General features: G+C 69.4%; 21 protein-coding genes. 11 read left to right on the top strand and 10 right to left on the bottom strand.

Annotation, left to right across the window (positions count from 1 at the left end):
* Window positions 1-52 precede the first annotated feature (52 nt).
* Together ACQPWU_RS55580 and tdh are read right to left on the bottom strand one after the other, a co-directional pair.
* Window positions 53-1,222, bottom strand: coding sequence for a glycine C-acetyltransferase (locus ACQPWU_RS55580; protein ID WP_433435184.1), 1,170 nt, complete (start codon window positions 1,220-1,222; stop codon window positions 53-55).
* Window positions 1,222-2,322, bottom strand: coding sequence for an L-threonine 3-dehydrogenase (gene tdh, locus ACQPWU_RS55575; RefSeq protein ID WP_433435183.1), 1,101 nt, complete (start codon window positions 2,320-2,322; stop codon window positions 1,222-1,224). Before tdh ends, ACQPWU_RS55580 begins: the two co-directional genes overlap by 1 nt.
* Window positions 2,323-2,482: 160 nt before the next feature.
* Here tdh and ACQPWU_RS55570 point away from each other — a divergent pair, with 160 nt between their 5' ends.
* From ACQPWU_RS55570 to ACQPWU_RS55545, 6 genes are all read left to right on the top strand, one after another.
* The gene (locus tag ACQPWU_RS55570; protein ID WP_433435182.1) at window positions 2,483-3,616 is read left to right on the top strand and encodes an ROK family transcriptional regulator; all 1,134 of its coding nucleotides are present in this window, start codon (window positions 2,483-2,485) and stop codon (window positions 3,614-3,616) included.
* A gap of 151 nt (window positions 3,617-3,767) precedes the next feature.
* The gene (locus tag ACQPWU_RS55565; protein ID WP_433435181.1) at window positions 3,768-4,679 is read left to right on the top strand and encodes an ABC transporter permease; all 912 of its coding nucleotides are present in this window, start codon (window positions 3,768-3,770) and stop codon (window positions 4,677-4,679) included.
* 11 nt (window positions 4,680-4,690) lie between these two features.
* Complete coding sequence (locus ACQPWU_RS55560) at window positions 4,691-5,557, top strand: carbohydrate ABC transporter permease (protein WP_433435180.1); 867 nt, start codon at window positions 4,691-4,693, stop codon at window positions 5,555-5,557.
* A 24-nt stretch (window positions 5,558-5,581) separates the two neighbouring features.
* Window positions 5,582-7,207, top strand: a complete 1,626-nt coding sequence (locus ACQPWU_RS55555) for a hypothetical protein (protein WP_433435179.1) — start codon at window positions 5,582-5,584, stop codon at window positions 7,205-7,207.
* A gap of 15 nt (window positions 7,208-7,222) precedes the next feature.
* The gene (locus tag ACQPWU_RS55550) at window positions 7,223-8,392 is read left to right on the top strand and encodes a Gfo/Idh/MocA family protein (RefSeq protein ID WP_433435178.1); all 1,170 of its coding nucleotides are present in this window, start codon (window positions 7,223-7,225) and stop codon (window positions 8,390-8,392) included.
* Between the two features lie 233 nt (window positions 8,393-8,625).
* Window positions 8,626-9,156: a hypothetical protein gene (locus tag ACQPWU_RS55545; RefSeq protein WP_433435177.1), complete on the top strand. Its 531-nt coding sequence runs from the start codon at window positions 8,626-8,628 to the stop codon at window positions 9,154-9,156.
* A gap of 84 nt (window positions 9,157-9,240) precedes the next feature.
* On the opposite strand, the gene ACQPWU_RS55540 is transcribed toward ACQPWU_RS55545, so the two are convergent.
* The 7 genes from ACQPWU_RS55540 to ACQPWU_RS55510 all read right to left on the bottom strand — a co-directional run bounded on the left by ACQPWU_RS55540 (window position 9,241) and on the right by ACQPWU_RS55510 (window position 15,791).
* Window positions 9,241-10,317: an SPFH domain-containing protein gene (locus tag ACQPWU_RS55540; RefSeq protein WP_433435176.1), complete on the bottom strand. Its 1,077-nt coding sequence runs from the start codon at window positions 10,315-10,317 to the stop codon at window positions 9,241-9,243.
* 3 nt (window positions 10,318-10,320) lie between these two features.
* Window positions 10,321-10,752, bottom strand: coding sequence for an NfeD family protein (locus ACQPWU_RS55535; RefSeq protein ID WP_360702361.1), 432 nt, complete (start codon window positions 10,750-10,752; stop codon window positions 10,321-10,323).
* A 73-nt stretch (window positions 10,753-10,825) separates the two neighbouring features.
* A complete protein-coding gene (locus ACQPWU_RS55530; RefSeq protein WP_433435175.1) occupies window positions 10,826-11,971 on the bottom strand; it encodes an Ig-like domain-containing protein in 1,146 nt (381 codons plus the stop codon).
* An 86-nt stretch (window positions 11,972-12,057) separates the two neighbouring features.
* A complete protein-coding gene (fahA, locus tag ACQPWU_RS55525; protein ID WP_433435174.1) occupies window positions 12,058-13,161 on the bottom strand; it encodes a fumarylacetoacetase in 1,104 nt (367 codons plus the stop codon).
* Window positions 13,158-13,931, bottom strand: a complete 774-nt coding sequence (locus ACQPWU_RS55520) for a hypothetical protein (RefSeq protein WP_433435173.1) — start codon at window positions 13,929-13,931, stop codon at window positions 13,158-13,160. The genes fahA and ACQPWU_RS55520 overlap by 4 nt, the downstream gene beginning before the upstream one ends.
* Complete coding sequence (locus ACQPWU_RS55515) at window positions 13,913-15,082, bottom strand: homogentisate 1,2-dioxygenase (RefSeq protein WP_433435172.1); 1,170 nt, start codon at window positions 15,080-15,082, stop codon at window positions 13,913-13,915. Before ACQPWU_RS55515 ends, ACQPWU_RS55520 begins: the two co-directional genes overlap by 19 nt.
* A gap of 79 nt (window positions 15,083-15,161) precedes the next feature.
* The gene (locus ACQPWU_RS55510; RefSeq protein WP_360696020.1) at window positions 15,162-15,791 is read right to left on the bottom strand and encodes a helix-turn-helix domain-containing protein; all 630 of its coding nucleotides are present in this window, start codon (window positions 15,789-15,791) and stop codon (window positions 15,162-15,164) included.
* Window positions 15,792-15,867: 76 nt separating this feature from the next.
* On the opposite strand from ACQPWU_RS55510, the gene ACQPWU_RS55505 reads away from it, so the two are divergent.
* From ACQPWU_RS55505 to ACQPWU_RS55495, 3 genes are all read left to right on the top strand, one after another.
* Window positions 15,868-16,491 carry a hypothetical protein gene (locus ACQPWU_RS55505; protein WP_433435171.1) on the top strand — a complete coding sequence of 208 codons (624 nt, stop codon included), beginning with the start codon at window positions 15,868-15,870 and terminating at the stop codon, window positions 16,489-16,491.
* A gap of 39 nt (window positions 16,492-16,530) precedes the next feature.
* The gene (locus ACQPWU_RS55500; protein WP_433435170.1) at window positions 16,531-17,646 is read left to right on the top strand and encodes an NAD(P)/FAD-dependent oxidoreductase; all 1,116 of its coding nucleotides are present in this window, start codon (window positions 16,531-16,533) and stop codon (window positions 17,644-17,646) included.
* A 98-nt stretch (window positions 17,647-17,744) separates the two neighbouring features.
* Window positions 17,745-18,209, top strand: coding sequence for a hypothetical protein (locus ACQPWU_RS55495; RefSeq protein ID WP_433435169.1), 465 nt, complete (start codon window positions 17,745-17,747; stop codon window positions 18,207-18,209).
* Here the strand turns inward: ACQPWU_RS55495 and ACQPWU_RS55490 are convergent.
* Complete coding sequence (locus ACQPWU_RS55490) at window positions 18,201-19,451, bottom strand: MFS transporter (protein ID WP_433435168.1); 1,251 nt, start codon at window positions 19,449-19,451, stop codon at window positions 18,201-18,203. The genes ACQPWU_RS55495 and ACQPWU_RS55490 overlap by 9 nt on opposite strands.
* Window positions 19,452-19,628: 177 nt before the next feature.
* On the opposite strand from ACQPWU_RS55490, the gene ACQPWU_RS55485 reads away from it, so the two are divergent.
* Together ACQPWU_RS55485 and ACQPWU_RS55480 are read left to right on the top strand one after the other, a co-directional pair.
* Window positions 19,629-21,920 (top strand): MMPL family transporter, encoded by a 2,292-nt coding sequence (locus tag ACQPWU_RS55485; RefSeq protein WP_433435167.1) that lies wholly within the window; start codon window positions 19,629-19,631, stop codon window positions 21,918-21,920.
* A 126-nt stretch (window positions 21,921-22,046) separates the two neighbouring features.
* Window positions 22,047-23,342 carry a hypothetical protein gene (locus ACQPWU_RS55480; RefSeq protein WP_433435166.1) on the top strand — a complete coding sequence of 432 codons (1,296 nt, stop codon included), beginning with the start codon at window positions 22,047-22,049 and terminating at the stop codon, window positions 23,340-23,342.
* The last annotated feature ends 102 nt before the right edge of the window (window positions 23,343-23,444 follow it).

Raw genomic sequence — 23,444 nt, 5'->3', positions numbered from 1 at the left:
AGAGCGGCCGTTCGCGTAGCGCCGAGCGCGGGTCCGTCAACCTGCGGCCGCGTCAGCCCCGCGCCTGGACGAAGGCCTGGACCGCGCGGTCGACGTCCTCCGGCGAGTGGGCGGCGGACAGCTGGACGCGGATCCTGGCCTGGCCGTGCGGCACGACGGGGTACGAGAAGCCGATGACGTAGATGCCCAGGTCGAGCAGCCGGTCGGCCATGGCCGCGGCCTCGGCGGCGTCACCGATCATGACGGGCACGATCGGGTGGTCGCCGGGCAGGATGTCGAACCCGGCCTTGGTCATCTCACTGCGGAACCGCGCGGTGTTCGAGCGGAGCTGCTCACGTGCCTCGCTCGAGGTCTCCAGCAGGTCGAGGATGCGCAGCGACGCCGAGGCGATGACGGGGGCGAGCGAGTTGGAGAACAGGTACGGGCGCGAGCGCTGGCGCAGCAGCTCGCAGATCTCCTTGCGGGCCGAGACGTAGCCGCCGCTGGCCCCGCCGAGCGCCTTGCCCAGCGTGCCGGTGATGATGTCGATCCGGTCGGTGACGCCGTGCAGCTCGGGCGTGCCGCGGCCGGTGGGCCCGACGAAGCCGACCGCGTGGGAGTCGTCGACCATCACCATGGCGTCGTACCGCTCGGCCAGGTCGCAGATGTCCCGCAACGGCGCGAGATATCCGTCCATGGAGAACACGCCGTCGGTCACGATCAGCCGCCGCCGCGCCTCCGACGACTCCTTCAGCCTGGCCTCCAACTCGGCCATGTCGCGGTTGGCGTAGCGGAAGCGCTGGGCCTTGGAGAGCCTGATGCCGTCGATGATGCTGGCGTGGTTGAGCGCGTCGGAGATCACCGCGTCCTGGGAGTCGAGCAGGGTCTCGAAGACGCCGCCGTTCGCGTCGAAGCACGAGCTGTAGAGGACGGTGTCCTCCATGCCGAGGAAGTCCGACAGGCGCGTTTCGAGCTCCTTGTGCACCTCCTGGGTGCCACAGATGAACCGTACGGACGCCATGCCGAACCCCCACCGGTCCAGCGCCTCCTTCGCGGCCTCGATCACGGTGGGGTTGTCGGCGAGGCCGAGGTAGTTGTTGGCGCAGAAGTTCAGGACCTCGCGCCCGGCCACGCCCACCGACGAGCTCTGCGGGGTGCTGATCACGCGCTCGGGCTTGAGCAGCCCGGCCTCGGTGATCTCTTCAAGAGTCTCACGCAGCTGCTGGCGCACGTTGGCGAACATCAGGCACTCCTGTTCATGGTCGCGGCCGCTTCGGCCTCCGTTGGCTCGTCCCTTGCTCTCTCCGGCCGAGCTCCTCCGCTCCAGTCGAGAATGACCTTGCCCGTCCGGCCGCTGGCGGCCGTGTCGAAGGCGGCGTCGAAGTCTTGGTACGGGAACCGGTCGGTGATCACAGGGGAGAGGTCGAGACCCTTTTCCAGCAGGACGGACATGTTGTACCAGGTCTCGTACATCTCCCGGCCGTACACGCCCTTGATCGTGATCATGGACGTCACGACGGTCGCCCAGTCGATCGCGAACTCTTCCGCGGGCAGCCCGAGCATGGCGATCTTCCCGCCGTGGGTCATGTTCGCGATCATGTCGCGCATGGCCCGCGGGTTGCCGGACATCTCCAGCCCCACGTCGAAGCCCTCGCGCATGTGGAGTTGACGCATGCCGTCGGCGATCGACGACCTGGAGACGTTCAGGGCGAGGGAGACGCCGAGCTTGCCGGCCAGGTCGAGGCGCTCGTCGCTGACGTCGGTGATCATCACGTTGCGCGCGCCCACGTGCGTGGCCACGGCCGCGGCCATCAGCCCGATCGGACCCGCCCCCGTGATCAGCACGTCCTCGCCGACCAGGGGAAACGACAGAGCCGTGTGTACGGCGTTCCCGAACGGGTCGAAGATGGCCGCCACGTCGGGGTGGACCGGGCCCCGATGCACCCAGACGTTGGAGGCGGGCAGCGTGACGTATTCGGCGAAGGCGCCGTTCCGGTTGACTCCGAGGCCGACCGTGTTGCGGCACAGGTGCCTGCGGCCCGCCATGCAGTTGCGGCACTTGCCGCACACGATGTGGCCCTCGCCGCTGACGAGGTCGCCGACGGAGACGTCCTCGACGCCCGGCGCCACCTCGACCACGTGGCCGGAGAACTCGTGCCCGACGATCAGCGGAAGGCGCAGGGTGTGCCGCGCCCAATCATCAAATTTCCGGATATGAAGGTCGGTGCCGCAGATGCCGGTCCGCAGGACCCGGATCTTCACCTCGCCGGGGCCCACCTCCGGCTCCGGCACGTCCACAAGCCAGAGGCCGGCCTCGGCCTTCTCCTTGACCAGCGCTTTCATGGCTGCATTCCCCCTAGTCCGAACCTAACGCACTGTGCCCGCTCACCTCCGAGCATGTCCATCGAGGGATTCTTAAGTGCCCCCACAGCTCTGCTTCACGCTGCGGCAAAGCCAGGCATAATTAGGCAACCATCTTGGACTAAATGACAGGAGCCCCGTGGTGCGGCAGCAGAGCGGCGACGCCTCCCTTCTGCGCAGGCTCAACTCGGCGGCGATCCTGCGCATCCTGCGCGAGTCCCAGGTCGCGACGCTGTCCGAGCTGGCGAGGGCGGCCCGCGTGTCGAGGCCGACGGCCGAGGTCATCGTGGACGAGCTGGTGGCGGAGGGCTGGGCCGAGGAGTGCGGTGAGGAGCCCGGCGACCGCCAGCGGGGCCGTCCGGCCAGGCGGTTCAGGTTCCGCGCGTCGGCCGGCCACGTGCTGGGGCTCGGCATCGGCGGCTCCCGCCTGCGTGCCATGGTCGCCGACCTCAACGGCACGATCGTGGTCACCCGCCGCGCGCCCAACCACCGCGACATGCCCGCGGGCGCCCGCCTCGACGCCGTCGCCGCGCTGGCCGCCGAGGCCGCCGCCGAGGCGGGTCTCGCGCTCGCGGACATGGCCGCTGTCGGCGTGGGCACGACGGGCATGGTGGACGGGGCGGGGCGGGTCGTGAAGAGCATGGTCCTGTCCGGCTGGACCGGCCTCGACCTGCAGGGCGAGCTGACCCGCAGGCTGCCCGCGCCGGTGCTGGTCGAGAACGACATGCGTCTGGCCGTGCTGGCCGAGCACTGGCGCGGCGCGGCCAGGGGCCGCGACGACGTGATCTACCTGTTCACCGGCGACAGGATCGGCATGGGCCTGCTCATCGGCGGCCGCCCCCACCGCGGAGCCCATGCCGCCTCCGGCGAGATCGGCGCCCAGCCGCACGAAAACTGGACCTCCTACCGCTACGTGATGGACTACGCGATGGCCGTGGAACCGGGGGAGCTCCGTTCCGCCAGGCAGAGCGCGGAGTTCGCGATCGCCAGGGCGCGGGCGGGCGACGAGAAGGCCGGGCAGACGGTCAGGGAGTTCGCGCGCGGCCTGGCCGCCGGCCTGATCACCGTGGTCAATCCCCTCGACCCGGAGATGGTGGTGATCGGCGGCAGCCTGTCGTCGGCCGGTGACCTGCTGGTGGAGCCGGTCAGGGAGCTGTTCGAGGAGTACTGCCCGTATCCGCCCGAGGTGGTGGCGTCGGAGCTGGGCAGCGAGTGCATCTCGCTCGGGGCGGTGCGGTTCGCGCTCGACCACGCCGAGCGCCACCTCTTTACGTAGACGACTTGGTTAATTAGGTAACTCTTCCGTCACGGGCATGTCGCTGGGCAGCATCGATCCATCTGATGTGCTCGGAGCTGCAAGATTTACCCTAGTTAATTGCATAAATACGTACTAGCCTCCAGCCAACTCGTACGGACTGGAGGTGAGCGTGGCCGCTGTTCCCCTGCTTGAGCGGCTGAAGCGCGACTGGACGCTGCTGGTGCTGTGCCTGCCCGGCATGCTGTATTTCGTAGCGTTCTTCTACGTGCCCCTGCTGGGCAACGTGATCGCCTTCAAGGACTACGCGCCGTTCCTCGGCATCGCGGGCAGCCCGTGGGTGGGGCTGGACAACTTCGTGATGCTGCTGGAGGAGCCGGAGTTCTGGAGCGCGGTCGGCAACACCCTGCAGATCACCCTGCTGCAGCTCATCCTCTACTTCCCGGCCCCGATCGCGCTCGCGCTCCTGCTGAACTCCCTGGTCGGCCACCGGATCAAGCGTTTCGTCCAGAGCGTCGTCTACCTGCCGCACTTCCTCTCGTGGGTGGTCGTGGTCGCGATGTTCCAGCAGGTCATCGGGGGTGCGGGGACGGTCAGCACGTTCCTGAACTCGCACGGGATCACCATCGGCAACCTGATGTCGAACCCGGACACGTTCAAGCTCCTCGTGACGGCCCAGGTGATCTGGAAGGACTGCGGCTGGGGGACGATCATCTTCCTCGCAGCGATCACCGCCATCGACATGAGCCAGTACGAGGCCGCCGCGATCGACGGCGCCGACTGGAAGCGCCGCCTGTGGCACGTCACGCTGCCCGGCATCCGCTCGGTCATCCTCATGATGCTCATCCTGCGGCTGGGCGACATCCTGTCCGTCGGCTTCGAGCAGATGGTCCTGCAGCGCGATGCCGTGGGCGCCGGCGCCGCCGAGGTGATCGACACGTACGTCTACTACCACGGCATCCGGGACGGCGACTGGGGCATGAGCACCGCGGCCGGGCTCATGAAGGGCCTCATCGGAGCGGCGCTGATCTACGCGGCCAACAAGCTCGCGCACCGCTTCGGAGAGCAGGGGATCTATCGATGAGGCCGCCGTGGATGGAGCGTCCGACGATCGCGGGGCGCACGCTCAAGTTCGTCGTGCTGGCCGCGATCACGCTGGCCGTGCTGTATCCGTTCGGGCTGGCCGTCGGCACCAGCCTGATGGGCCGCGCGGAGAGCATCGCCAACGGCGGCAGCTACGTGTTGTGGCCCTCTCACCCGACGTTCGAGGCGTACGAGCTGATCCTTTCCGGCGGCGCGGTCACCAGGTCGGTGCTGATCAGCATCGGGATCACGGTCACCGGCACCGCGCTCAGCCTGATCTGCACGGTCTTCCTCGGGTACGCGCTGTCGCGGCGCGGCATGCTCGGCGGCAAGCCGATCCTGCTGATGGTGCTGGCCACGTTCCTGTTCACGCCGGGCATGATCCCCAGCTACCTCATGGTCAAAGAGCTCGGAATGATCGACACGTACCAGTCGCTCATCGTGCCCGTGCTGGTCAACGCGTTCAACGTGGTCGTCGTCAGGTCGTTCTTCCAGAACCTGCCGGAAGAGCTCTTCGAGGCCGCGCGCATGGACGGGTGCGGCGAGTTCCGGATGATGTGGCGGATCGCGATTCCGCTGTCCAAGGCCGTGATCGCTGTCGTGGGGCTGTTCTACGCGGTCTCGTACTGGAACACGTTCTTCAACGCGATTCTCTATATCAACGATCCGACCAAGCACCCGATCCAGGTCGTGTTGCGCCAGTACATCTTCCGCGGCACCGCGGCCACCGGCTCGGACGTCGCGATCGTGCGCGACCTTCCCGCCTCGTCGGTGCAGATGGCGGTGCTGATCACCGCGCTCGTGCCGATCCTGCTGGCCTACCCCTTCCTCCAGAAGTACTTCACCAAGGGCGTCCTCACGGGCGCCATCAAGGGATGAACCCCCCGTTCGCAGGAGAGAACCATGTCATCAATGATGTCCCGCCGCGGCTTCCTCGGACTCGCGCTCGCCGGCGTCACGGTCGCCGGGCTCGCCGCCTGCGGGGGCGAGGGCGGTGGCGCGGCCGGCGTCAAGAAGGGCGGCGCTGAGCTGTCCAGGAAGCTGGCCCTGCCCACGTACACGGCCGCCAAGATCCCCACGCCTGACCTGCCGACCGACGCCGGCCAGGACCCCGCGTACCTGAAGTACCCGAGCGAGCTGGTCAAGTCGGTCGCCGCCCCGCCCGGGGACGGCCAGAAGATCACCTCGCTGACCCAGACCTGGGACGTGGCGCCGCCCGCGCCCGGCGAGAACACCTACCTGCAGGAGCTGGGCAAGGCACTGGGCTCCGAGTGGAGCATGAACATCGTGGTCGGCGACGGCTACCCCGACAAGTTCAACGCGATCATCGCCAGCGACGACCTGCCCGACCTCGTCTGGTTCCCGCCGAACCAGGGGCTGCAGCGGGTGCCCGAGCTGCTGGAGGCCAAGTTCCACGACCTGACGCCGTACCTGAGCGGTGACGCGATCAAGAAGTATCCGAACCTGGCCAACCTGGGCGACCTGACCTGGAAGTCGGCCGTCACCAACGGCAAGCTCTTCGGCGTCGCGGTCGCGTACAGCAGGTTCGGGCAGATCTTCGGGGTGAACCAGGACTACTGGGAGCCCGTCGGCGGACTCGGATTCGCCGGCGCCGACGACTTCGTGGAGAAGGCCAAGCAGCTGCTCGACGTCGGCAAGAACAAGTACCCGCTCGAGCCGTCCTACTACAACCACGTCAGCATGTTCAGCCAGTGGTACGGCGCGCCGAACACGTGGCGGCTGGAGGGCGGCAAGCTGACCCACCAGTTCGAGACGCCCGAGTACCAGGCGGCGCTGGAGCTCGCGGTCAAGTGCTTCAAGGCGAAGCTGTTCTGGCCCGACCCCGCGCTGGCCACCATCCAGGACAAGGTGGCCAACGGCCAGATCGGGGCCTTCGTGGAGTCGTTCCCCGGCTTCATCAACCTGGCGAAGACGCAGAAGTACAAGCTCGGCGCCATCGTGCCCTTCGCCGCCACTCCGTCGTCCAAGCCCGTCTACAACGCCGGCCTCGGCTCCGTGGGCTTCACCTCGATCAGCAAGAAGGTCGACCCCAAGCGCATCGAGACGCTGCTGGGCGTGCTGAACTACCTGGCGGCGCCGTTCGGCACCGAGGAGTTCCAGCTCCTGAACTTCGGCGTGGAGGGCACCCATTTCACCAGGAAGGACGGCGACCTGACCTTCACCGACAAGGGCAAGGCCGAGGTGCCCACCACACTGCAGCCGATCACGTTCGTGATCGGGTCGCCCTCCGCGCTCTTCCTGCCCGGCCAGCCCGAGCGCACCAAACTGATCCACGACTTCGAGACCAAGGTCGCGCCGATGCTCCAGCAGCGCGTCACGACCGGCCACTTCTCCGACACCTACACGCAGAAGAACGGCGAGCTCAGCACCATGGGCACGGACATGGTCGTGGACATCGTCACCGGCCGCAAGCCGCTGTCGGACTGGGCCGGCTTCGTGAAGAAATGGCTGAGCAAGGGTGGTGAGGCGATGCGGGGCGAGTACGAAGCCTCCATCGCCAAGGGTTGATTGAGAAAGGACACAATGGAAGACCTGCGTATCGGAGTCATCGGCCTCGGCCTGCGGACGAGCCTGGCCCTGCACGCGCACCGGCCGGGCAAGGGCTCGATCGTGGCCGCGCTGTGCGACTCCGACCCGGCGGCGCTCAAACGGCAGGCGGGGAGGTTCGAGGCGGAGTTCCTGACCACGGACTACCGCGAGCTGCTCGCCCGGCGCGACCTCGACGCGATCATCGTCAACACCCCCGACGACACCCACGAGTCCATCGCCATCGACTGCCTCCAGGCGGGCAAGCCCGTCTACCTCGAGAAGCCGATGGCGATCACCGTGGAGGGCTGCGACAACATCCTGCGCACCGCCCGCGACACCGGGACCCGCCTGTACGTGGGGCACAACATGCGTCACATGGGCGTGGTCCGCCTCATGCGCGACATCATCCTCAAGGGCGTCATCGGCGAGCCGAAGACCGTCTGGGTGCGCCACTTCGTGTCGTACGGCGGCGACTACTACTTCAAGGACTGGCACGCCGACCGCACCCGGACCACGGGCCTGCTGCTGCAGAAGGCGGCACACGACCTGGACGTGATCCACTGGCTCGCCGGCGGCTACACGACCAGGGTGAACGCGTTCGGCGACCTCATGGTCTACGGCGACCTGCCGCGCCGCGCGCCCGGCACGCCCCGGCCCGACGGGTGGCTGCAGGAGTACGAGTGGCCGCCGACCTCGCGCACCGACCTGCACCACATCGTGGACATCGAGGACGTGTCCGTGATGAACATGCGGCTCGACAACGGCGTCATCGCCGCGTACCAGCAGTGCCACTTCACGCCCGACTACGTACGCAACTACACGGTCATCGGCACGGAGGGCCGCCTGGAGAACTTCGGCGACGGGCCGGGGGACACGGTCAAGGTGTGGAACACCGGCCCCACGGCCTACCGGGACGACTGCGACATCGCGTACAAGGTGCCTCTCGCGCAAGGGTCGCACGGGGGCGCGGACGAGCAGATCGTGGCGGAGTTCTGCCGGTTCGTCCGGGACGGCGGTGCCACGGACACCTCTCCGGTGGCGGCCAGGATGAGCGTGGCGGCGGGCTACATGGCCACGATGTCGCTGCGGAACGGCGGCACGCCGTACGACGTGCCGCCGCTGGATCCTGAGCTGACCGCCTACTTCGACGCCGGGCAGGGCTGACCGGGCTACGCCGGGGGAGAGATTTCTCGGGAGCACTCGCCGTAACGACGCCCGTCGCGCACGAACCGCGCGGCGGGCTTTGCCATGCGAGCAGCGGGTGTTCCAGGGTTGGAAACGCCGTTCTAACTGTGCAACCCCGTTGCAAGATTGATACATGTTTGGTCGAGGAAGACATCAGCGCGACGAAATCAACGCAGCCTTCAAGGCGGTCCGCAAGATCCAGAGGAGGGGTCATGACTACGTGGGATTTCCGCGTCACTCTGAATCGAGCGCCCACCGACGAAGAGGCGGATGCGCTCTATGAGGCCGGTCTGGATGACTGCACGATATCGGGAGGCAAAGAAGGAAGCACGTACGTCTCGTGCCACCGCGAGGGGGAGAGCCTGCTGGAGGCCATCACGTCCGTGCTCATCCAGGTCAGGACGGTCCCGGGGCTGTGGGTGGTCGCCGTCGGGCAGGGCGACGGGGTGACGCTGGGTGACGCGGCCCGCCGGCATGGGGGGCGCACGCAGGCCAGCCTGCGACAGCTCTCCGCGGGCCAGCGCGGTCCTGGCGGCTTCCCTGCTCCCCTCATCGAAGCCGACAACATCAGCATCTACTCGTGGGCCGAGATAGCCGAATGGCTTCGCACCCGTATGGGCGACGACATTCCGCCGGAAAACCCGGACATCGCGCTGGCGGACGCGCTCGTCAGGCTCAGCTGCCGGGCCCGGGCAGCGCATCGGGAGGACGGGCTTCGCCACCTGTTCGAAGCCGTCGCCTGACCCGGACCCTCAATCACCCCTCGACATCAACCAGCCCCCACGCAGAGGCACCCACCGCTTCGGGCGGGCGCCTCGGGTGAAACGTCAGCGTTCGGCTTCCTTGGGCTCGCGGTCCAGGTCGGGGAACGGGGACGGCTCCTGGGCGCCCTTGGTGAGCTGGCGCGGCCCGCCGGGGCCTTCCGCCTCCTGGGCGTCCGCGACCGCCTCGGCGGCCGCCTCCGAGGCCTTGAGCACCTCCTCGTCCATCTGCGAGGTCTCGGGCACCTCGTCCCGCGTAGCCGCCGACCGCGGCAGCGCTTCCGTGAACGCCTTCGAGACGCCCTGCAGCGCCGACGTGACCTCGCTCGGGATCACCCAGAACGTGTTGCCGTCGCCCTGCGCGAGCTGCGGCAGCACCTGCAGATACTGGTACGCCAGCAGCTTCGGGTCGGGGTCGTTGCGGTGGACCGCCTGGAAGACCTGGTCGATGGCGCGTGACTGGCCCTCGGCCTCCAGGATGGCCGCTGCGCGCTGGCCCTCCGCGCGCAGGATGCGGCTCTGCTTGTCGCCCTCCGCCGTGAGGATCTGCGACTGCCGCTGGCCCTCGGCGGTGAGGATCGCCGCGCGCTTGTCGCGTTCGGCCCGCATCTGCTTCTCCATCGCGTCCTTGATGGTCTTGGGCGGGTCGATGGCCTTGATCTCGACGCGGTTGACGCGGATGCCCCACTTGCCGGTGGCCTCGTCGAGCACGCCACGTAGCTGGCTGTTGATGGTGTCACGCGAGGTCAGGGTCTTTTCCAGGTCCATGGAGCCGACGACGTTACGCAGCGTGGTGACGGTCAGCTGCTCGACGGCCTGGATGTAGTTGGCGATCTCGTACGCCGCCGCCCGCGGGTCGGTGACCTGGAAGTAGAGGACCGTGTCGATCTCGACGACGAGGTTGTCCTCGGTGATGACGGGCTGCGGGCGGAAGGAGACGACCTGTTCGCGCAGGTCGATCATGGTGTAGACGCGGTCGATGTACGGGATGACGAAGTTGAGACCCGGCTTGAGCGTGCGGTGGTAGCGGCCCAGGCGCTCGACGTTGCGCGCCCGCGCCTGCGGGACGATGCGAACGGCCTTGAGCACGGTGAGCAGGGCGAAAAGTATGACGAGTATTCCGACCAGCAAAAGCGGATCCATGAGTCACTCCCGGGGATAGACGAGGGCTGTCGCCCCTTCGATCTCGATGATGTCGACGGTCGCCCCCGCGGGGATCACCAGCGTCTCGTCGTAGGCACGCGCCGACCACTCCTCGCCCCCGATGCGAACGCGGCCGTCGCGGCCCGTCACCTCTGAGACCACGTAGGCGGGCTTGCCGACCAGTGCTTCCACGCCGAACCGCTGCAGCGGCGGCTGCGTGATGTGGCGCAACGCGATCGGCCTGAGCACCAGCAGGCCGGTCGCGGACGAGACGGCGAAGAACAGCAGTTGCAGGGGGACGGGCAACCCGATGGCCGCGGTGGCGGCGGTCAGGAGAGCGGCCGCGCCCAGGAGCCCGAGCGAGGCGGTGAGGGTGAATATCTCAGCCACGCCGAGGACTACCGCGAGGATTATCCAGACGATCCAATCAGCCATGTCCGGCCCTCCTGATGGGACAACGGGCCTGTGTCTGCGAGTAGTTCCCCCCGTCTCTACCGTAATCCCGGAATCATCCCTGCGGCACCCGAGCGTCGCCCAGTGCGCTTCCTTGCCGCCATTTCTCCCACGACAGCTGCCAGAAACCCCATCCGTTGTTCCACTCGAGCTCGCGGTCGGTGCCGGTGATCGTGACCGGGTCGCCGCGCAGCGACCCGGCGTAGAACCAGGCCGCCTGGTCGGGGCTGGCGTTGATGCAGCCGTGACTGACGTTTGCCCGGCCCTGCGCCCACACGTTGTCCTTGGCGTGCACATATTCGCCACTGTTGGAGATGCGCACGGCGTGGTCGATCATCATGTCGTAATAGCCGGGCTCCCCTTTGACGCGCCCCGGGGAGATCATGCGGACCGGGTTGCCCTTGTCCATGGTCAGGTGGATGCCGCTGGTCGTGGTGTATTCGGGGGTGGTGGCCACGCCCGCGCTGATGGCCATCTGCTGCACGATCTCGCCGTCGCGGCGGACGACCATCTGGTGGGTCCTGGTGTCGATCGCGCTGGTCTGCGCGCGGCCGACGGTGAAGGCGAAGGTGGAGTCGGTGGCGCCGTAGAGGCCCGCGCCCGCGCGCACGCCGGCCAGGTGCGCGGTGACCGTGACCTGCTGGTGCGGGGCCCAGAACCGGCGGGGGCGGTAGATCACCTGGGTGTCGCTGGTCCACCGCCAGGCGCCCTCGACCGGGCTCTCCGCCTTGACCTCCAGCGTCCGCTCGACGGCCGCCTTGTCCTCTATCGGGGTGTCGAAGTCGATGATGACGGGCATGCCGGTGCCGACCGTCTCGCCCGGCAGCGGCGTCGTCGAGGCCACCTGGAAGCCGCGCGTGGCCGGCCGGGTGCGGAAGCGCCCCATCGCCACGGTGGCCGGCCCGCGGGCGCCCGTGGCCGTGGCGGTCACCGTGTATTCGGCCGCGGGCTTGAGCGTCCAGTCGGAGCGCCAGATCGTACGGGAGTCGTCGAGCCGGCCGGGCACCTGCTCCCCGCCCTCGGAGACCAGCACCCGGCTGAGCGTGCCGCCGAGCGCCCTGACCACGAGGCCGCGGTCGGTGCGGGCGCGCCTGGCGTCGAAGGCCGGCGAGACCTGCACGACCGGTGGCGAGGGCGGGGTCTCGGCCGTCACGGACGTGCAGCCGCAGACCAGGAGGAGGAAGGTGACACAAGTCAGCACCGCCTGCCGCATGTCACTCCTGTGGGGTCCGAGGGAGGGTCAACCACAGGGTAGCGGTGGGTCAGCAATCAAGCACGTTGAGTCACTTATCCGATAGTTCCGGAAACTTCTCCCAATGTCAGGTCGCCAGCGTTTGCCCGGATGGTCACCGTGTCCCCGCCCTCGAGGAATGAGCGCGTCTCGCCGCTCGCGAGCTTGAGCGGCTCGCTCCCGTTCCAGGTCAGCTCGATGAGCGAACCGCGCTCGCCCCGCGAGGGCCCCGAGATCGTGCCGCTGGCGAACAGGTCTCCGGTACGCAGCGAGGCCCCGTTCACCGTCATGTGCGCGAGCATCTGGTCGGGCGTCCAGTACATGCTCGAGTACGGCGGCCGCGAGACGACCTCCCCGTTGAGCAGGACTTCGAGGGAGACGTCCAGCCCCCAGTCGCCCTGCCTGCGTAGGTATTCGACCGGCTCCGGATCCTGGGGGCGGCCGGGGATCCTGGGCAGCGCCTCCAGCGGCGTGATCCACGGCGAGATCGACGTGGCGAACGACTTGGCCAGGAACGGCCCGAGCGGCACGTACTCCCACGACTGGATGTCACGCGCGCTCCAGTCATTGACCAGCGTCACCCCGAACACGTGGTCCTCGAACGCCCCGGCGGGCGAGCCGCCCGTGCTCGGCGCGCCGACCACGAACCCCAGTTCCGCCTCGATGTCCAGCTTCGCGCACGGCCCGAACACCCCGGGCCCGAGCTGCCCGTGCGGGCGCCTGACCGGCGTGCCGGACACGACGACCGTCCCCGCCCTGCCGTGGTAGCCGACGGGCAGGTGCCGCCAGTTCGGCTGCAGCGGCTCGGTGCCGGGCCGGAAGATCTGGCCGATGTTGCTCGCGTGGTCGATCGAGCAGTAGAAGTCGACGTAGTCGGCCACCTCGAACGGCAGGTGCAGCCGCACCTGCTCCAGCGGGACCAGGTGCCGCTCCGTCATGGAGGCGTCGTCGGTGAGCTTGTTCTGGATGAGCGTCCTGGTGTCGTGCCAGGCCGCGCGCCCGCGGGCCATGAACGGGTTGAGCGAGGGGGCGCTGAAGACCTCGTCGTGCAGGGCGGGCGCCAGGTCGAGCACATGGTCGCCGTACCGCACGCCTACGCGGGGCGCCTCACCGGGGCGCGAGAAGACCCCGTACGGAAGATTGTCCACTCCGAAAGTCACGTAATCAGCCCCAGTGTGCGTAGGTCCTCGACGGGGGTGCTGGTGCTGCATGAGCCGTAGCTCACCAGCAGCCGCCGCGCCCGTTTCGCGGTGTCGTCCGGTACGGACTGCGCGAGCCGTACGATGTGCCCGACGTCGGTGGCGCGCAGCACGGGCACGGGGTCGCGGCCTTCCACGGCCTCGCAGACCGCCAGCACCAGGTTCAGGAAGCCGTGCCGGTCGACGCCGAGCGAGGGGTCGAAGTGGCGTATGGCGTGATGCAGCCCGGCCGTGGCCTTGAACGGGATGTCGTGCTCTACGCAGAACTTGAGGAACATCGCGAGGTGCTCCGCCGGTGGGAACGCCTCCGCCGTCAGCCCGCCGCAGCGCACCTTCAGCCCCACGCCGTCGGGCACGTCGACGCCCGGCCTCCCCGCCGCGACCTCCACGAAGAGCCGCACGCTCGCCGGCAGCCCGAGCCCGCGGGCCAGCGCGTCGATCGTCATTCCCGGCGGCAGCGCGGCCTCGACGAAGTCCACGGGCAGGTCGTCGAAGCCGGGCACCTCCTCCTGGTCCACGATCAGCCCGATCCGCCGTGGACAGTAGTCCATGTCGCGCAGCCGGTGCAGCCGGCTGGCCGGGCACAGGAAACGGTGTGTGAGCACGGTGTTGCCGTGCTCCAGATCGCGCCGGTTGCGGGCCAGCGCCTCGTCCATGTGCAGGGACGTCGGCGGGAACAGCCCCGCGTCGTCCACCAGTGCCGTGTAGACGTTCATCGTGACCACGTCCACGCGTAGCCGGGATCCTCGCAGGACAGTGCGCCCTGGCCCAGGTCGAGCGGGCGGAACGTGTCCACCATGACGGCCTTCTCGCTCGTCGTCGTGACGCCGCGGGAGACCGCGTCGATCACCGCCTCGACCGCCCCGGGCTGCGGCCCGTGCGTGAACCCGGCGGGATGCAGCGAGATCGAGCCGACGTCGATGCCGGAGCCCTTGCGCGCGGAGTAGTCGCCGCCCACGTAGAACATGAACTCGTCGGAGTCCACGTTGTGGTGGTTGTACGGGATCGGCACGGACTCGGGATGGAAGTCGAGCGGCCGCGGGCAGAACGAGCACACCACGAACCCCGGCCCCTCGAACGTCTGGTGGACGGGCGGCGGCGCGTGCGTCTTCTTCACGATCGGCTCGAAGTCGTCGATGTTGAACGCGAACGGGTAGAGGTAGCCGTCCCAGCCCACCACGTCGAACGGGTGGTTGCGGTAGACCAGCCTGCTCAGCCCGCCGCGCGTGCGCACCAGCACCGGCACCTCCTCGCCCTCGACGAGGAGCGGCTCGACCGGGGCACGCAGGTCACGCTCGCAGTAGGGCGCGTGCTCCAGGAGCTGCCCGTACTGCGACAGGTAGCGCTTGGGCGGCCTGATGTGGCCGCCCGCCTCGATGGCCAGCACGCTGACCTGGCCGTCCGGGACCCATCGGTGGATCGTGCCGGTCGGGATGACGATGTAGTCGCCCGCCCCGGCCTCGATCACGCCGTACGTGGACTCGAACCTGACGTGGCCCTCCTGCACGTAAACGCACTCGTCGCCCATCGAGTCGCGGTAGAGCTCGCTCGCCCGGTCGCTGGTGGCGTACGACAATCGGACGTCGCCGTTGCCCGCCAGCAACATGCGCCCCGTGACCAGGTCGCCCGCGCTGGACAGCTCCTGCGTGCGGAAATGGCGCGGCGAAAGCGGCAGGTTGGGCTCCAGCCGCGTCTCCGACGTGGGCGTGACCGCCTCCGCCTTGACGATCGCGGTCGGCAGGTAGCGGTGGTAGAGCAGCGAGGAGTCGGACGAGAAGCCCTCCTCGCCCATCAGCTCCTCGGCGTAGAGACCGCCGTCCGGCCGCCTGAACTGCACGTGCCGTTTGCGCGGCACCTCCCCAACGACGCGGTAGTACGGCATCCCCTACCTCCGTAGTGTCCGTTAATCGGACGGAAGTGTCCTTTATGTGTAACAACCGTCCGCCATGGGGCTGGAGATGTCAACCCAGCGCGGCGGCCAGTTCGGCGGCGGCGGCGACCACCCGAGGGCCCGTGGACCCCTCCAGCGGCCCGAACGTCACCACCCCCACCGAGGCCTCCAACCAGGGCAGCCCGGTGACGGGCGCGGCGACGCCCCGCGCCCCTTCCTGCAACTGCCCCTCCGTCGTGAAGTAGTCGTCACGCCCTTCGCGCAGCGCCAGGATCGCCCGCCCCGCCGCGCCTTTCGTCAGCGGATGGCGCGAGCCCTCCCGATAGGCCACGTGCATGTCGGTCCAGGACGGCTCCACCACCGCCACGGCCAGCCCGTCCTCGCCCTCGGCCACGGTCAGGTGCGCGGTCGCGCCCACGTCCTCGGCCAGCCGTCGCAGTGCCGGCACGGCCGCCGCCCGCAGCAGCGGCTGCACGGCCTGCGCCAGCACCAGCACCCCGAAGCCCAGATGCACCCGCCCTTCGGCGTCCCTCCGGACGAACCCCTCGCTCATCAGGGTCGTCAGCAGCCGGTACACCACGGGACGGCTCAGCTCCAGCTCGGCGCTCAGCTCGGTCGGCGTGCGCCCGCCTCTGCCGTCGGCGAGCAGTCTGAGCAGGCGGAGCCCGCGTTCGAGGGTCTGAGCGGATTCAGCGGCCATGCGACCGATTATCCAGTGATCTAGTGACGCTGTGCGGCGAAGAGGGTACGTACCGGAACAGACGGTCGGGGGGATCATGATGCGGCAGTGGTGGGTGCTGGTGCTCGCTGTGCTCGCCATGTGCGCGCTGTACTCCGCCGTGCCCAGGCTCGCCCTGACGTTCACGGCCCGGCATGTCCCGCTCGATCCCCCTGGCGACAGCCTGGTCGAGGACACCTTCCACGTCACCGAGGGCATCGAGGTACGCAAGCAGCTGCTGCCCACCACGAAGGGCGTCTCGTTCCGCCCCGCCTATCTCGCGGTCGGGATCAGGGTCGACCAGAGCGGCCTGCTGTACGGCACGCCGCAGCGCTCCGGCACGTACGTCGCCCCGATCCGGCTCTGCGCCGGCCAGTCGTGTCAGGAGCAGCGGCTCACCCTCATCGTGTACGGCAACGTGCCCTGGGAGCCGCGCGAGCTGACCTTCCCCGGCCGGGCCGGCATCCCGCTGAACGACGAGATCGGCATCAACGGCGGCCCGGCGGACGTGGTGCCCACGTTCACCGTGACCGACCGCGCCAGGATGCCCCGCGGCGTGACCATCGGCCCCGACGGCCACGTGGGCGGCGTGCCCGCGGCGGCCGGCATCTCCGAGGTGCCGGTGCGGATCTGCGTTGCGGGCAACTGCGCGGGCGTCGTGGTACGGCTCATCGTCGTCTGAGTCTTGCGGTCCCGTGCCGTTTCCGGTCACCGTGGTCCCATGAAATCGGTCATTGTGGTCGGAGCGGGCATATGGGGCTCATCGCTGGCACTGCGGCTGGCCGACGCCGGTTGGGAGGTGACGCTCGTCGAGCAGCACAAGCCGGGCCACGTACGGCAGGCCAGCGCGGGGGAGACGCGGTTGTTGCGCTGCGCGCACGGTCACGACGACTGGTACGCCAGGCTCGCCTGGCAGGCGCGGGACGGCTGGCGGCGCCTGGAAGAGAGGTCCGGCGAGAAGCTGTTCCACGAGGCGGGCATGGTGTGGTTCGCGCAGACGCCGGACGGGTGGGAGCACGCCAGTGCCCGAGTCCTGAAAAATCTGGACATCCCGTGTGAGGTGCTGGACCCGGCCGACGGGACGCGGTTCTTCCCCGACTACCGCGGTGACGACCTGAGCTTCCTGCTCTGGGAGCCGCACGCGGGCGTGGTCAGGGCCAGGCGGGCGACCCAGGTGACCGCGGGGCTGGCGGTGTCGGCCGGGGTCCGGCTGGTGAGGGCGCGTGCGGTGCCGGTCACAGGGTCCGCGGCCGTCGATATCGACGGCGAGGTACGGCACGCCGACCGGGTGGTGTGGGCGTGCGGCGCGTGGCTGCCCGAGCTGTTCGAGGGCGTGCCCATCACCGTGACCAAGCAGGACACGCTGCACTTCGCGGTGCCGCCCGCCTGGTCCGTGCCCGAGACGCCCGCCTGGGTGGACCACGGGGCCTCCGCCTACGGGCACGGCGACGTGGACGGGGTCGGGATGAAGGCCACCTCGGACCTGGAAGGGCCGCCGTACGAGCCGGAGCACGGCGAGCGCGTGGTGGACGCGGACAGCGTCGAGCGGGCCAGGAGCTATTTGCGGCGCAGGTTCCCGTCGCTGGCGGACGCGCCGGTGCTGTTCAGCCAGGTGTGCCAGTATCCGCTCACGCCCGACGCCGAGTGGCTGATCGCCGAGGTGTCGCCCGGAGTGTGGCTGCTGGGCGGCGACTCGGGGCACGGGTTCAAGCACGCTCCCGCGCTGGCCGGGTACGTGGCGGCCGTGCTCGACGGCGACCACGGGCCGGAGGGGCGCTTCGGGCTGCACGAGCGCGCCCCCTCCCGCGGGCTGCGGACGAGCGGCCGGCCCCGGTAGGGCGCGCCTTACCGGAACTCGGGGGACGGCGGGCATGATTCCGCCAGGGCTCACGGCGGAGACTCCAGGTACAACCGCTCACCTATCGGAGGCCCGCCATGAGCACCGTCATGGACCCGCGCAGAACCGACCCGCCGCCTGTCGTGCAGACCGCCGCCACGCTCTGGCTGGCGGCCGTGGCGTTCGGCGCGTTCGAGACCGTCCTGATGGTCTCCCAACTGCTCTACGAGGGCACTGCCACGTTCGCGGAGGTGCTGCCCCAGGCCGGGGTCCGGGTGGCGGTGTTCGCCGCGGCCGTCTTCCTGGCGCTGCGGCTCAGGCGCGGGGAGAACTGGGCGCGGCTGACCCTTGCCGCGACGCTCGGGATCTTCGGTACGCTCTCGCTCGTGATCGAGCCCGTCCAGTGGCTGCTGGCCGGGGGCTCGATCAGCGAGGCCGTCGCCGGTGCGGACGCGATGGGGCTGATCTTCGCGGCCAGCAGGATCCTGCACGTGGTGGCCGTGCTGGGGGCGGTGACGCTGATGTTCCAGCCGAGGGCCAACGCCTACTTCAAGTCAGCGTGAGACCGGCTCGCCCTCCGGCGCTCTGAGATTGCGCACCCCGGGGGAGAGCAGGGCGGCGAGCGTGGACAGCACGATGATGACCGCGCACCCGAGCAGCGACTTCTCCGTGCCGAACAGGTTCGCCGCCTGCCCCGCGAGCATCAGACCGATCGGGCCGAACATCAGCGAGCCGAGCGCGTCGTACGAGCTGACCCGTGACAATGCCTCGCCCGGGATCTCGCGCTGCATCGTGGTCTGCCACAGCACGCCGAACACGTCGAAGCTCACGCCCAGCACGAACGCCCCGATCACGATCGCCCAGAGCGGAGCGTCCAGCCCGAGCAGCACGTACGGCAGCGCGGGCGGGAAGCAGAGCAGCACGGCTACCAGAATGGGACGGCGCGGCCGCAACCGCATCGCGGTCAGCACCCCGACGATCGTCCCCACGGCCTCGCCCGCCAGGAACGCCGACCAGGCCGCCGGTCCGCCCAGGGTCTGCTTCGCCAGCAGCGGGCCGAGCACCCCGTGACCGGCCTGGATGGCCATGACCATCAGCGAGAACTGCGCGACCACCACCCAGATCCACTGCCGTGAGATGAACTCCCGCCAGCCGTCCCGCAGATCGGCCACCACCGAGTGCCGCCGTTCGGCCGCTCGCGGCTCCGCGACCGGCTTCATCCGCATCATGGCGATCAGCAGGCCCGCCGTCGAAAACATCGCGCCGCTCACGATCAGCGCCCAGCCCCCGCCGAAGAGCACCACCGCGCCGCCGCCCAGCACCGCGCCCGCCACGCGCGCGGCGTTCGCACCCAGGCCGATCAGCGCGTTGCCTGCCTGCAGCCGGTCGACCGGCACGACCTCGGGGATGATCCCGGTGAACGCGGGGAACGCGATCGCCGTGGCCGCCCCGCTCAGCGCCGAGGCCACGCACAGTGCGGGCAGCGGGGTCCAGCCGGTGAGCAGCATCGCCGCCAGCGCGAAGTACCCCGTCGCCATCAGGAGGTCGCCGGCCATCAGCACCCAGGTCCGCGGCAGCCGGTCCGCGAGCACGCCGCCGAACAGGATGAGCGCGATCATGGGCACCGCCTCGGCGGTGAGCACGACGGACAGGGTGGAGGCGGTGGCGCCGGGCAGGCCGAGCACGCCGAACGCCAGGGCCACCGGTGCGAACGCGCTGCCCAGGACCGCGATGGTCCTCGCCGACACCAGCATCGCGAACCGGCGATCCCGGAGCAGCCCGAGATCGCTTAGATAGCTGTGCACCGGCCCAAACCCCCTGGAAAACGTCAAACCACGCTAGTCTGCCGTTCTTCGCGGCCCCTGTCGTGCGAATATTCCTCCGGTAACAAGACCGGACGCGGAATGTGTCCGCCTTTGGCAAGAATCCGAACCCCGTTCTCCCGTAATTTGCTAGAGCCCTGCTGTCGGCGAGGGGACTCCATGGGTCGGCTGGTCTATCGCGGTAGGTGGACGCTCCTGGCGCTGAGCCTGGTGGCGGCCCTGCTCCTCGCGCCGCTGGCCCTGTCAGGCCGGGCCGCGGGCGGCGCCTTCGAGGACCCGCGCAGCGGCTCCGCGACCGCCGCGCGCTGGAGCGAGCAGTGGTACGGCGGCCAGAGCCCCGACGTGGTCATCATCTACCGGCACCCGGCGGTCACGGTGTACGACTCGCGGTACAAGAAGGCGGTGCACGACTCGCTGCGCGGGCTGCCGGATGCCTACGTGCGCCGGAGGGCCACGTACTGGACGACGGGCTCGAAGGAGATGGTGTCCAAGGACGAGCATTCGACGTACGCGCTGGTCACGCTGAAGGGCGCCAAGAGGGAGAGTTACGCGGCGATCGCGGGGCGGCTCAGGAGCGCCAAGAACCTCTACGTCGAGGTCGGCGGGGCGGTGCCGATGCAGGCGGAGCTGGACGGCCAGGCGGCCGCCGACCTGGCACGCGTCTCGGCCATCGCGGCGCCGGTGCTGCTGGTGCTGCTCGTGGTCGTGTTCGGAAGCCTGGTGGCGGCGCTGCTGCCGCTGGTCGTGGGGCTGCTCGCGGTGCTCGGCGCGCTGGCGCTGCTGCCCGAGGTGTCCGTCTACTCCTGGTATGCCGTCGTGCTGCTCGGGCTCGGGCTGGCTGTCGATCATTCGCTGTTGATGCTCAGGGCCTTCAGGGAGGAGATCAGGGGCGGGGCGACGAGCGAGCAGGCGGTGGCGCGGACGATGGCCTCGGCCGGGCGGGCCGTGACCGTCTCGGGGGCGACGGTGGCCGCGTCGTTGCTGGCGCTGCTGCTGTTCCCGCAGCCGTTCCTGCGCTCGATCGGGCTGGGGGCGGCGGTGGTGGCGCTGGTCGCGGCCGTGGCCGCGCTGCTCGTGCTGCCTGCCCTGCTGGGGGTGCTCGGGCCGCGCGTGGACGCGCTGAGGGTGATACCCGACCTCGGGCCCGTACGGCGGGACGCCGGCGGGTGGCACGCCATCGCGTCCAGCGTGGTGCGCCGGCCGGTCGCGTACCTGGTGGCGGTGACGGTCGTGCTGGTGGCGCTGGCCGCGCTGCTCTCGCACGTTCAGTTCGGGAACACTGATCACAGGGCGCTCCCCGCCGCCTCCGAGAGCCGCCGGGTGGCCGAGACCCTCGATCGCGACTTCCCGAGGAACGCCCTCTCGCCGATCGACGTACACGTCCTGGCCGACGACTCCGTCTATGCCCGGTCCTTCATGGATCAGGTGGAGCGGCTGCCGCACGTCACGGGTGTCGAGATGGTGGGGGAGTCGAAGAAGAACGGCGCCGTGCGACTTGCCGTACGGCATGACCTCGACCCCATGTCGGCGGAGGCTGAGGGGCTGGTCACGTTGATCAGGTCCGTGGCTCCCGGGCCGGACATCCATCTGGTCGTGGTCGGCGGGCCCACCGCCGCGCGGCTCGACCTGCGGAACAGCCTCTCCGCGACCCTGCCGTGGCTGGCGGTGGTGGTCTGCTCGGTGATGCTGGTGCTGCTGAGCGCGGCCTTGGGGTCCTTGGTGCTGCCCGTGCGCGCGCTGCCGGCCCTCGTACTGTCCGCCGGGGCGTCGTTCGGGGTTCTCGCGTGGGCGTTCCAGGGCGGCCTGCTGGGCTTCACGGGGCCTGTCGACGCTTCCGTGGCGATGCTGATCGTGGTCGTGGCCTTCGGCATGTCCGTGGATCACGAGGTGTACCTGGTGTCCCGGGCACGTGCCGAGTGGCTGCGTACCGGGGGCCACGCGGAGGCCGTGGCGGTGGGGCTGCGGGAGACGGGCGGGGTGATCACGGGTGCGGCGCTCCTTCTGATGGCGGTCGCCGGGACGTTCGCGACGGCCGGGATCACGGTGGTGCGGCTGCTCGGGGTGGGGCTGTGCGTGGCGATCGCGGTGGACGCCGTACTGGTGCGCGTGCTGCTGGGGCCCGCCTCCATGCGGTTGCTGGGCTCCGCGGGCTGGTGGCCGCTCCGCTCCCGCGAGCGCCACGAGCTCCGAGAGGACCCGTCCCCGGCTCCCCTTCCGCTGCCGCCCGCGGATCGTCGCCCGATCACGGCGGGCGGCTCGGAGAGGCGCCCGATGCTGACGATCAAGGGAAGACCGGCCGTCTTCGGCGCGGACACCGATCCCGTGCCGGCGCCCGCCGAGCCCGCGGAGGTCTCACGGCCGGGGTGGGAGAAGGTGGCGGAGGGCCGTACCAGGGCGGTGCGTGCCAACGCGGACGGGTCCGGCTGGACGTGGGTCGAGGTGGACGAGTGAAGCCCCGACTCACCCGGCGACTATCCGTTGACGACGGCGTGAAGAAGCCGTGGATCTCATTGAACGTTATTGATCGTCCAGATAGTGTGCGATATGCCCACGATCATTCCCTGGAAGTAAGGTGCCATGCGACTGCGGTTACGGCAGCTCTTCGCCATCGGACTCGCCCTCTCACTCCTAGGCATCGGTGTTCCGGCGTGGTCGGAGGACGACCCGAGGGGCTGTAACGACCTGATGTCCGCCGACACTCCGGCGTATGTGGTCTGCCGCTGGATGGCCACCCCCGAGGAGGCCGCGGACATCGCGAGGTTCTGGCTCGAGAACGACGGCGAGCACATGCAGGAAGCCGGCCCCCAGAACCCGATCACGGTGGACTGCTCCGAAGAGGGCAACAGCTGCCCGACCGACTCCGAGGGCGACGGCGAGATGCACGACGTCGACTCCCCGGACGTCCCGGGCGCCGAGGACGGCGGCACGCCCGACTGCCAGAACGGCGATGAGTGCGGCTACGTCGACCCCACCGGGGTCACCGCCGCGGAGAAGGCCTCCGCCCAGGAGACGCCCGCGGGCAAGGCCTCGCAGGCCGCCGCGCAGACGAACATGCGCCTCTGGATCGAGACCGAGCTGGCCGACGACTACAAGGCGGGCAAGCTGGCCGATGCGGTCAAGAAGATCGCCGCGCTGGTCGCCGCGCAGCCGGGCGTCGTCGGGATCAGGTTCACCTCGCAGCTCGGCTTCAACCAGACGTTCACCACGGCTGACGAGCTGGACAAGTTCGTCAACGAGACCACGGCCGCGCTGCGTACCGCGGTGCCGGGCAAGAAGCTGGCCGCGCACACGGTGGTCCCGGTGTTCGGCTGCGGCGCGAACGACGCCTGCAAGGCCGAGATGACCAAGAAGTACCCGCTGCTCGACCCCGACCGCATCGGCACGTGGCTCACCAAGGGCCTGATCGACCAGCTCGCGCTCGACGAGGGCCACCTGGCCACCGAGTACGCCACCTGGAAGATCGACGCCGCCGAGGCCCAGCGCAACCAGTGGATCCAGGTACGCGCCCGCGCCTGGGACGCCTACGCCCAGATCGCCGCCGAGGACGCCTCCTTCGCCGCCTCGGGCACCTCCCAGCTGAACGAGGAGCAGGCCACCAAGGCCATCACCGAACGCGTCGCCTCCCCGCTCCAGGACGACGCCGCGGAGACGGTCACGCTGTGGACCCGCTGGCAGAACGACCAGGGCCAGGTCAGCCGGGTGTACGGCGAGAAGTGGGCCGCCAACGTCACCTGGGACCAGCTCAAGAAGCTCGACTCGGTGCGCGCCCGCCTGGCCACCATCTACGACCCGGCCAACCCCGAGGTCGACGTGGCCACCGACCTGAAGAACCTGTCGGAGGTCTTCGGCCAGGTCTACCTCCACGCCGCCTGACCCTCCCCGACAGCCCGGTCACCGCATCGCCGGTGCCCGGGCTTTCGTTTTGACCGGGCACTTTTGACCGGGCACCTTTTACTGGGCACCGCGCCCACGACG

This window comes from Nonomuraea sp. CA-141351, from assembly GCF_050944675.1.
In the GTDB taxonomy this organism is placed as follows: domain Bacteria; phylum Actinomycetota; class Actinomycetes; order Streptosporangiales; family Streptosporangiaceae; genus Nonomuraea.
This window is presented reverse-complemented; position numbering and strand designations above follow the sequence as displayed.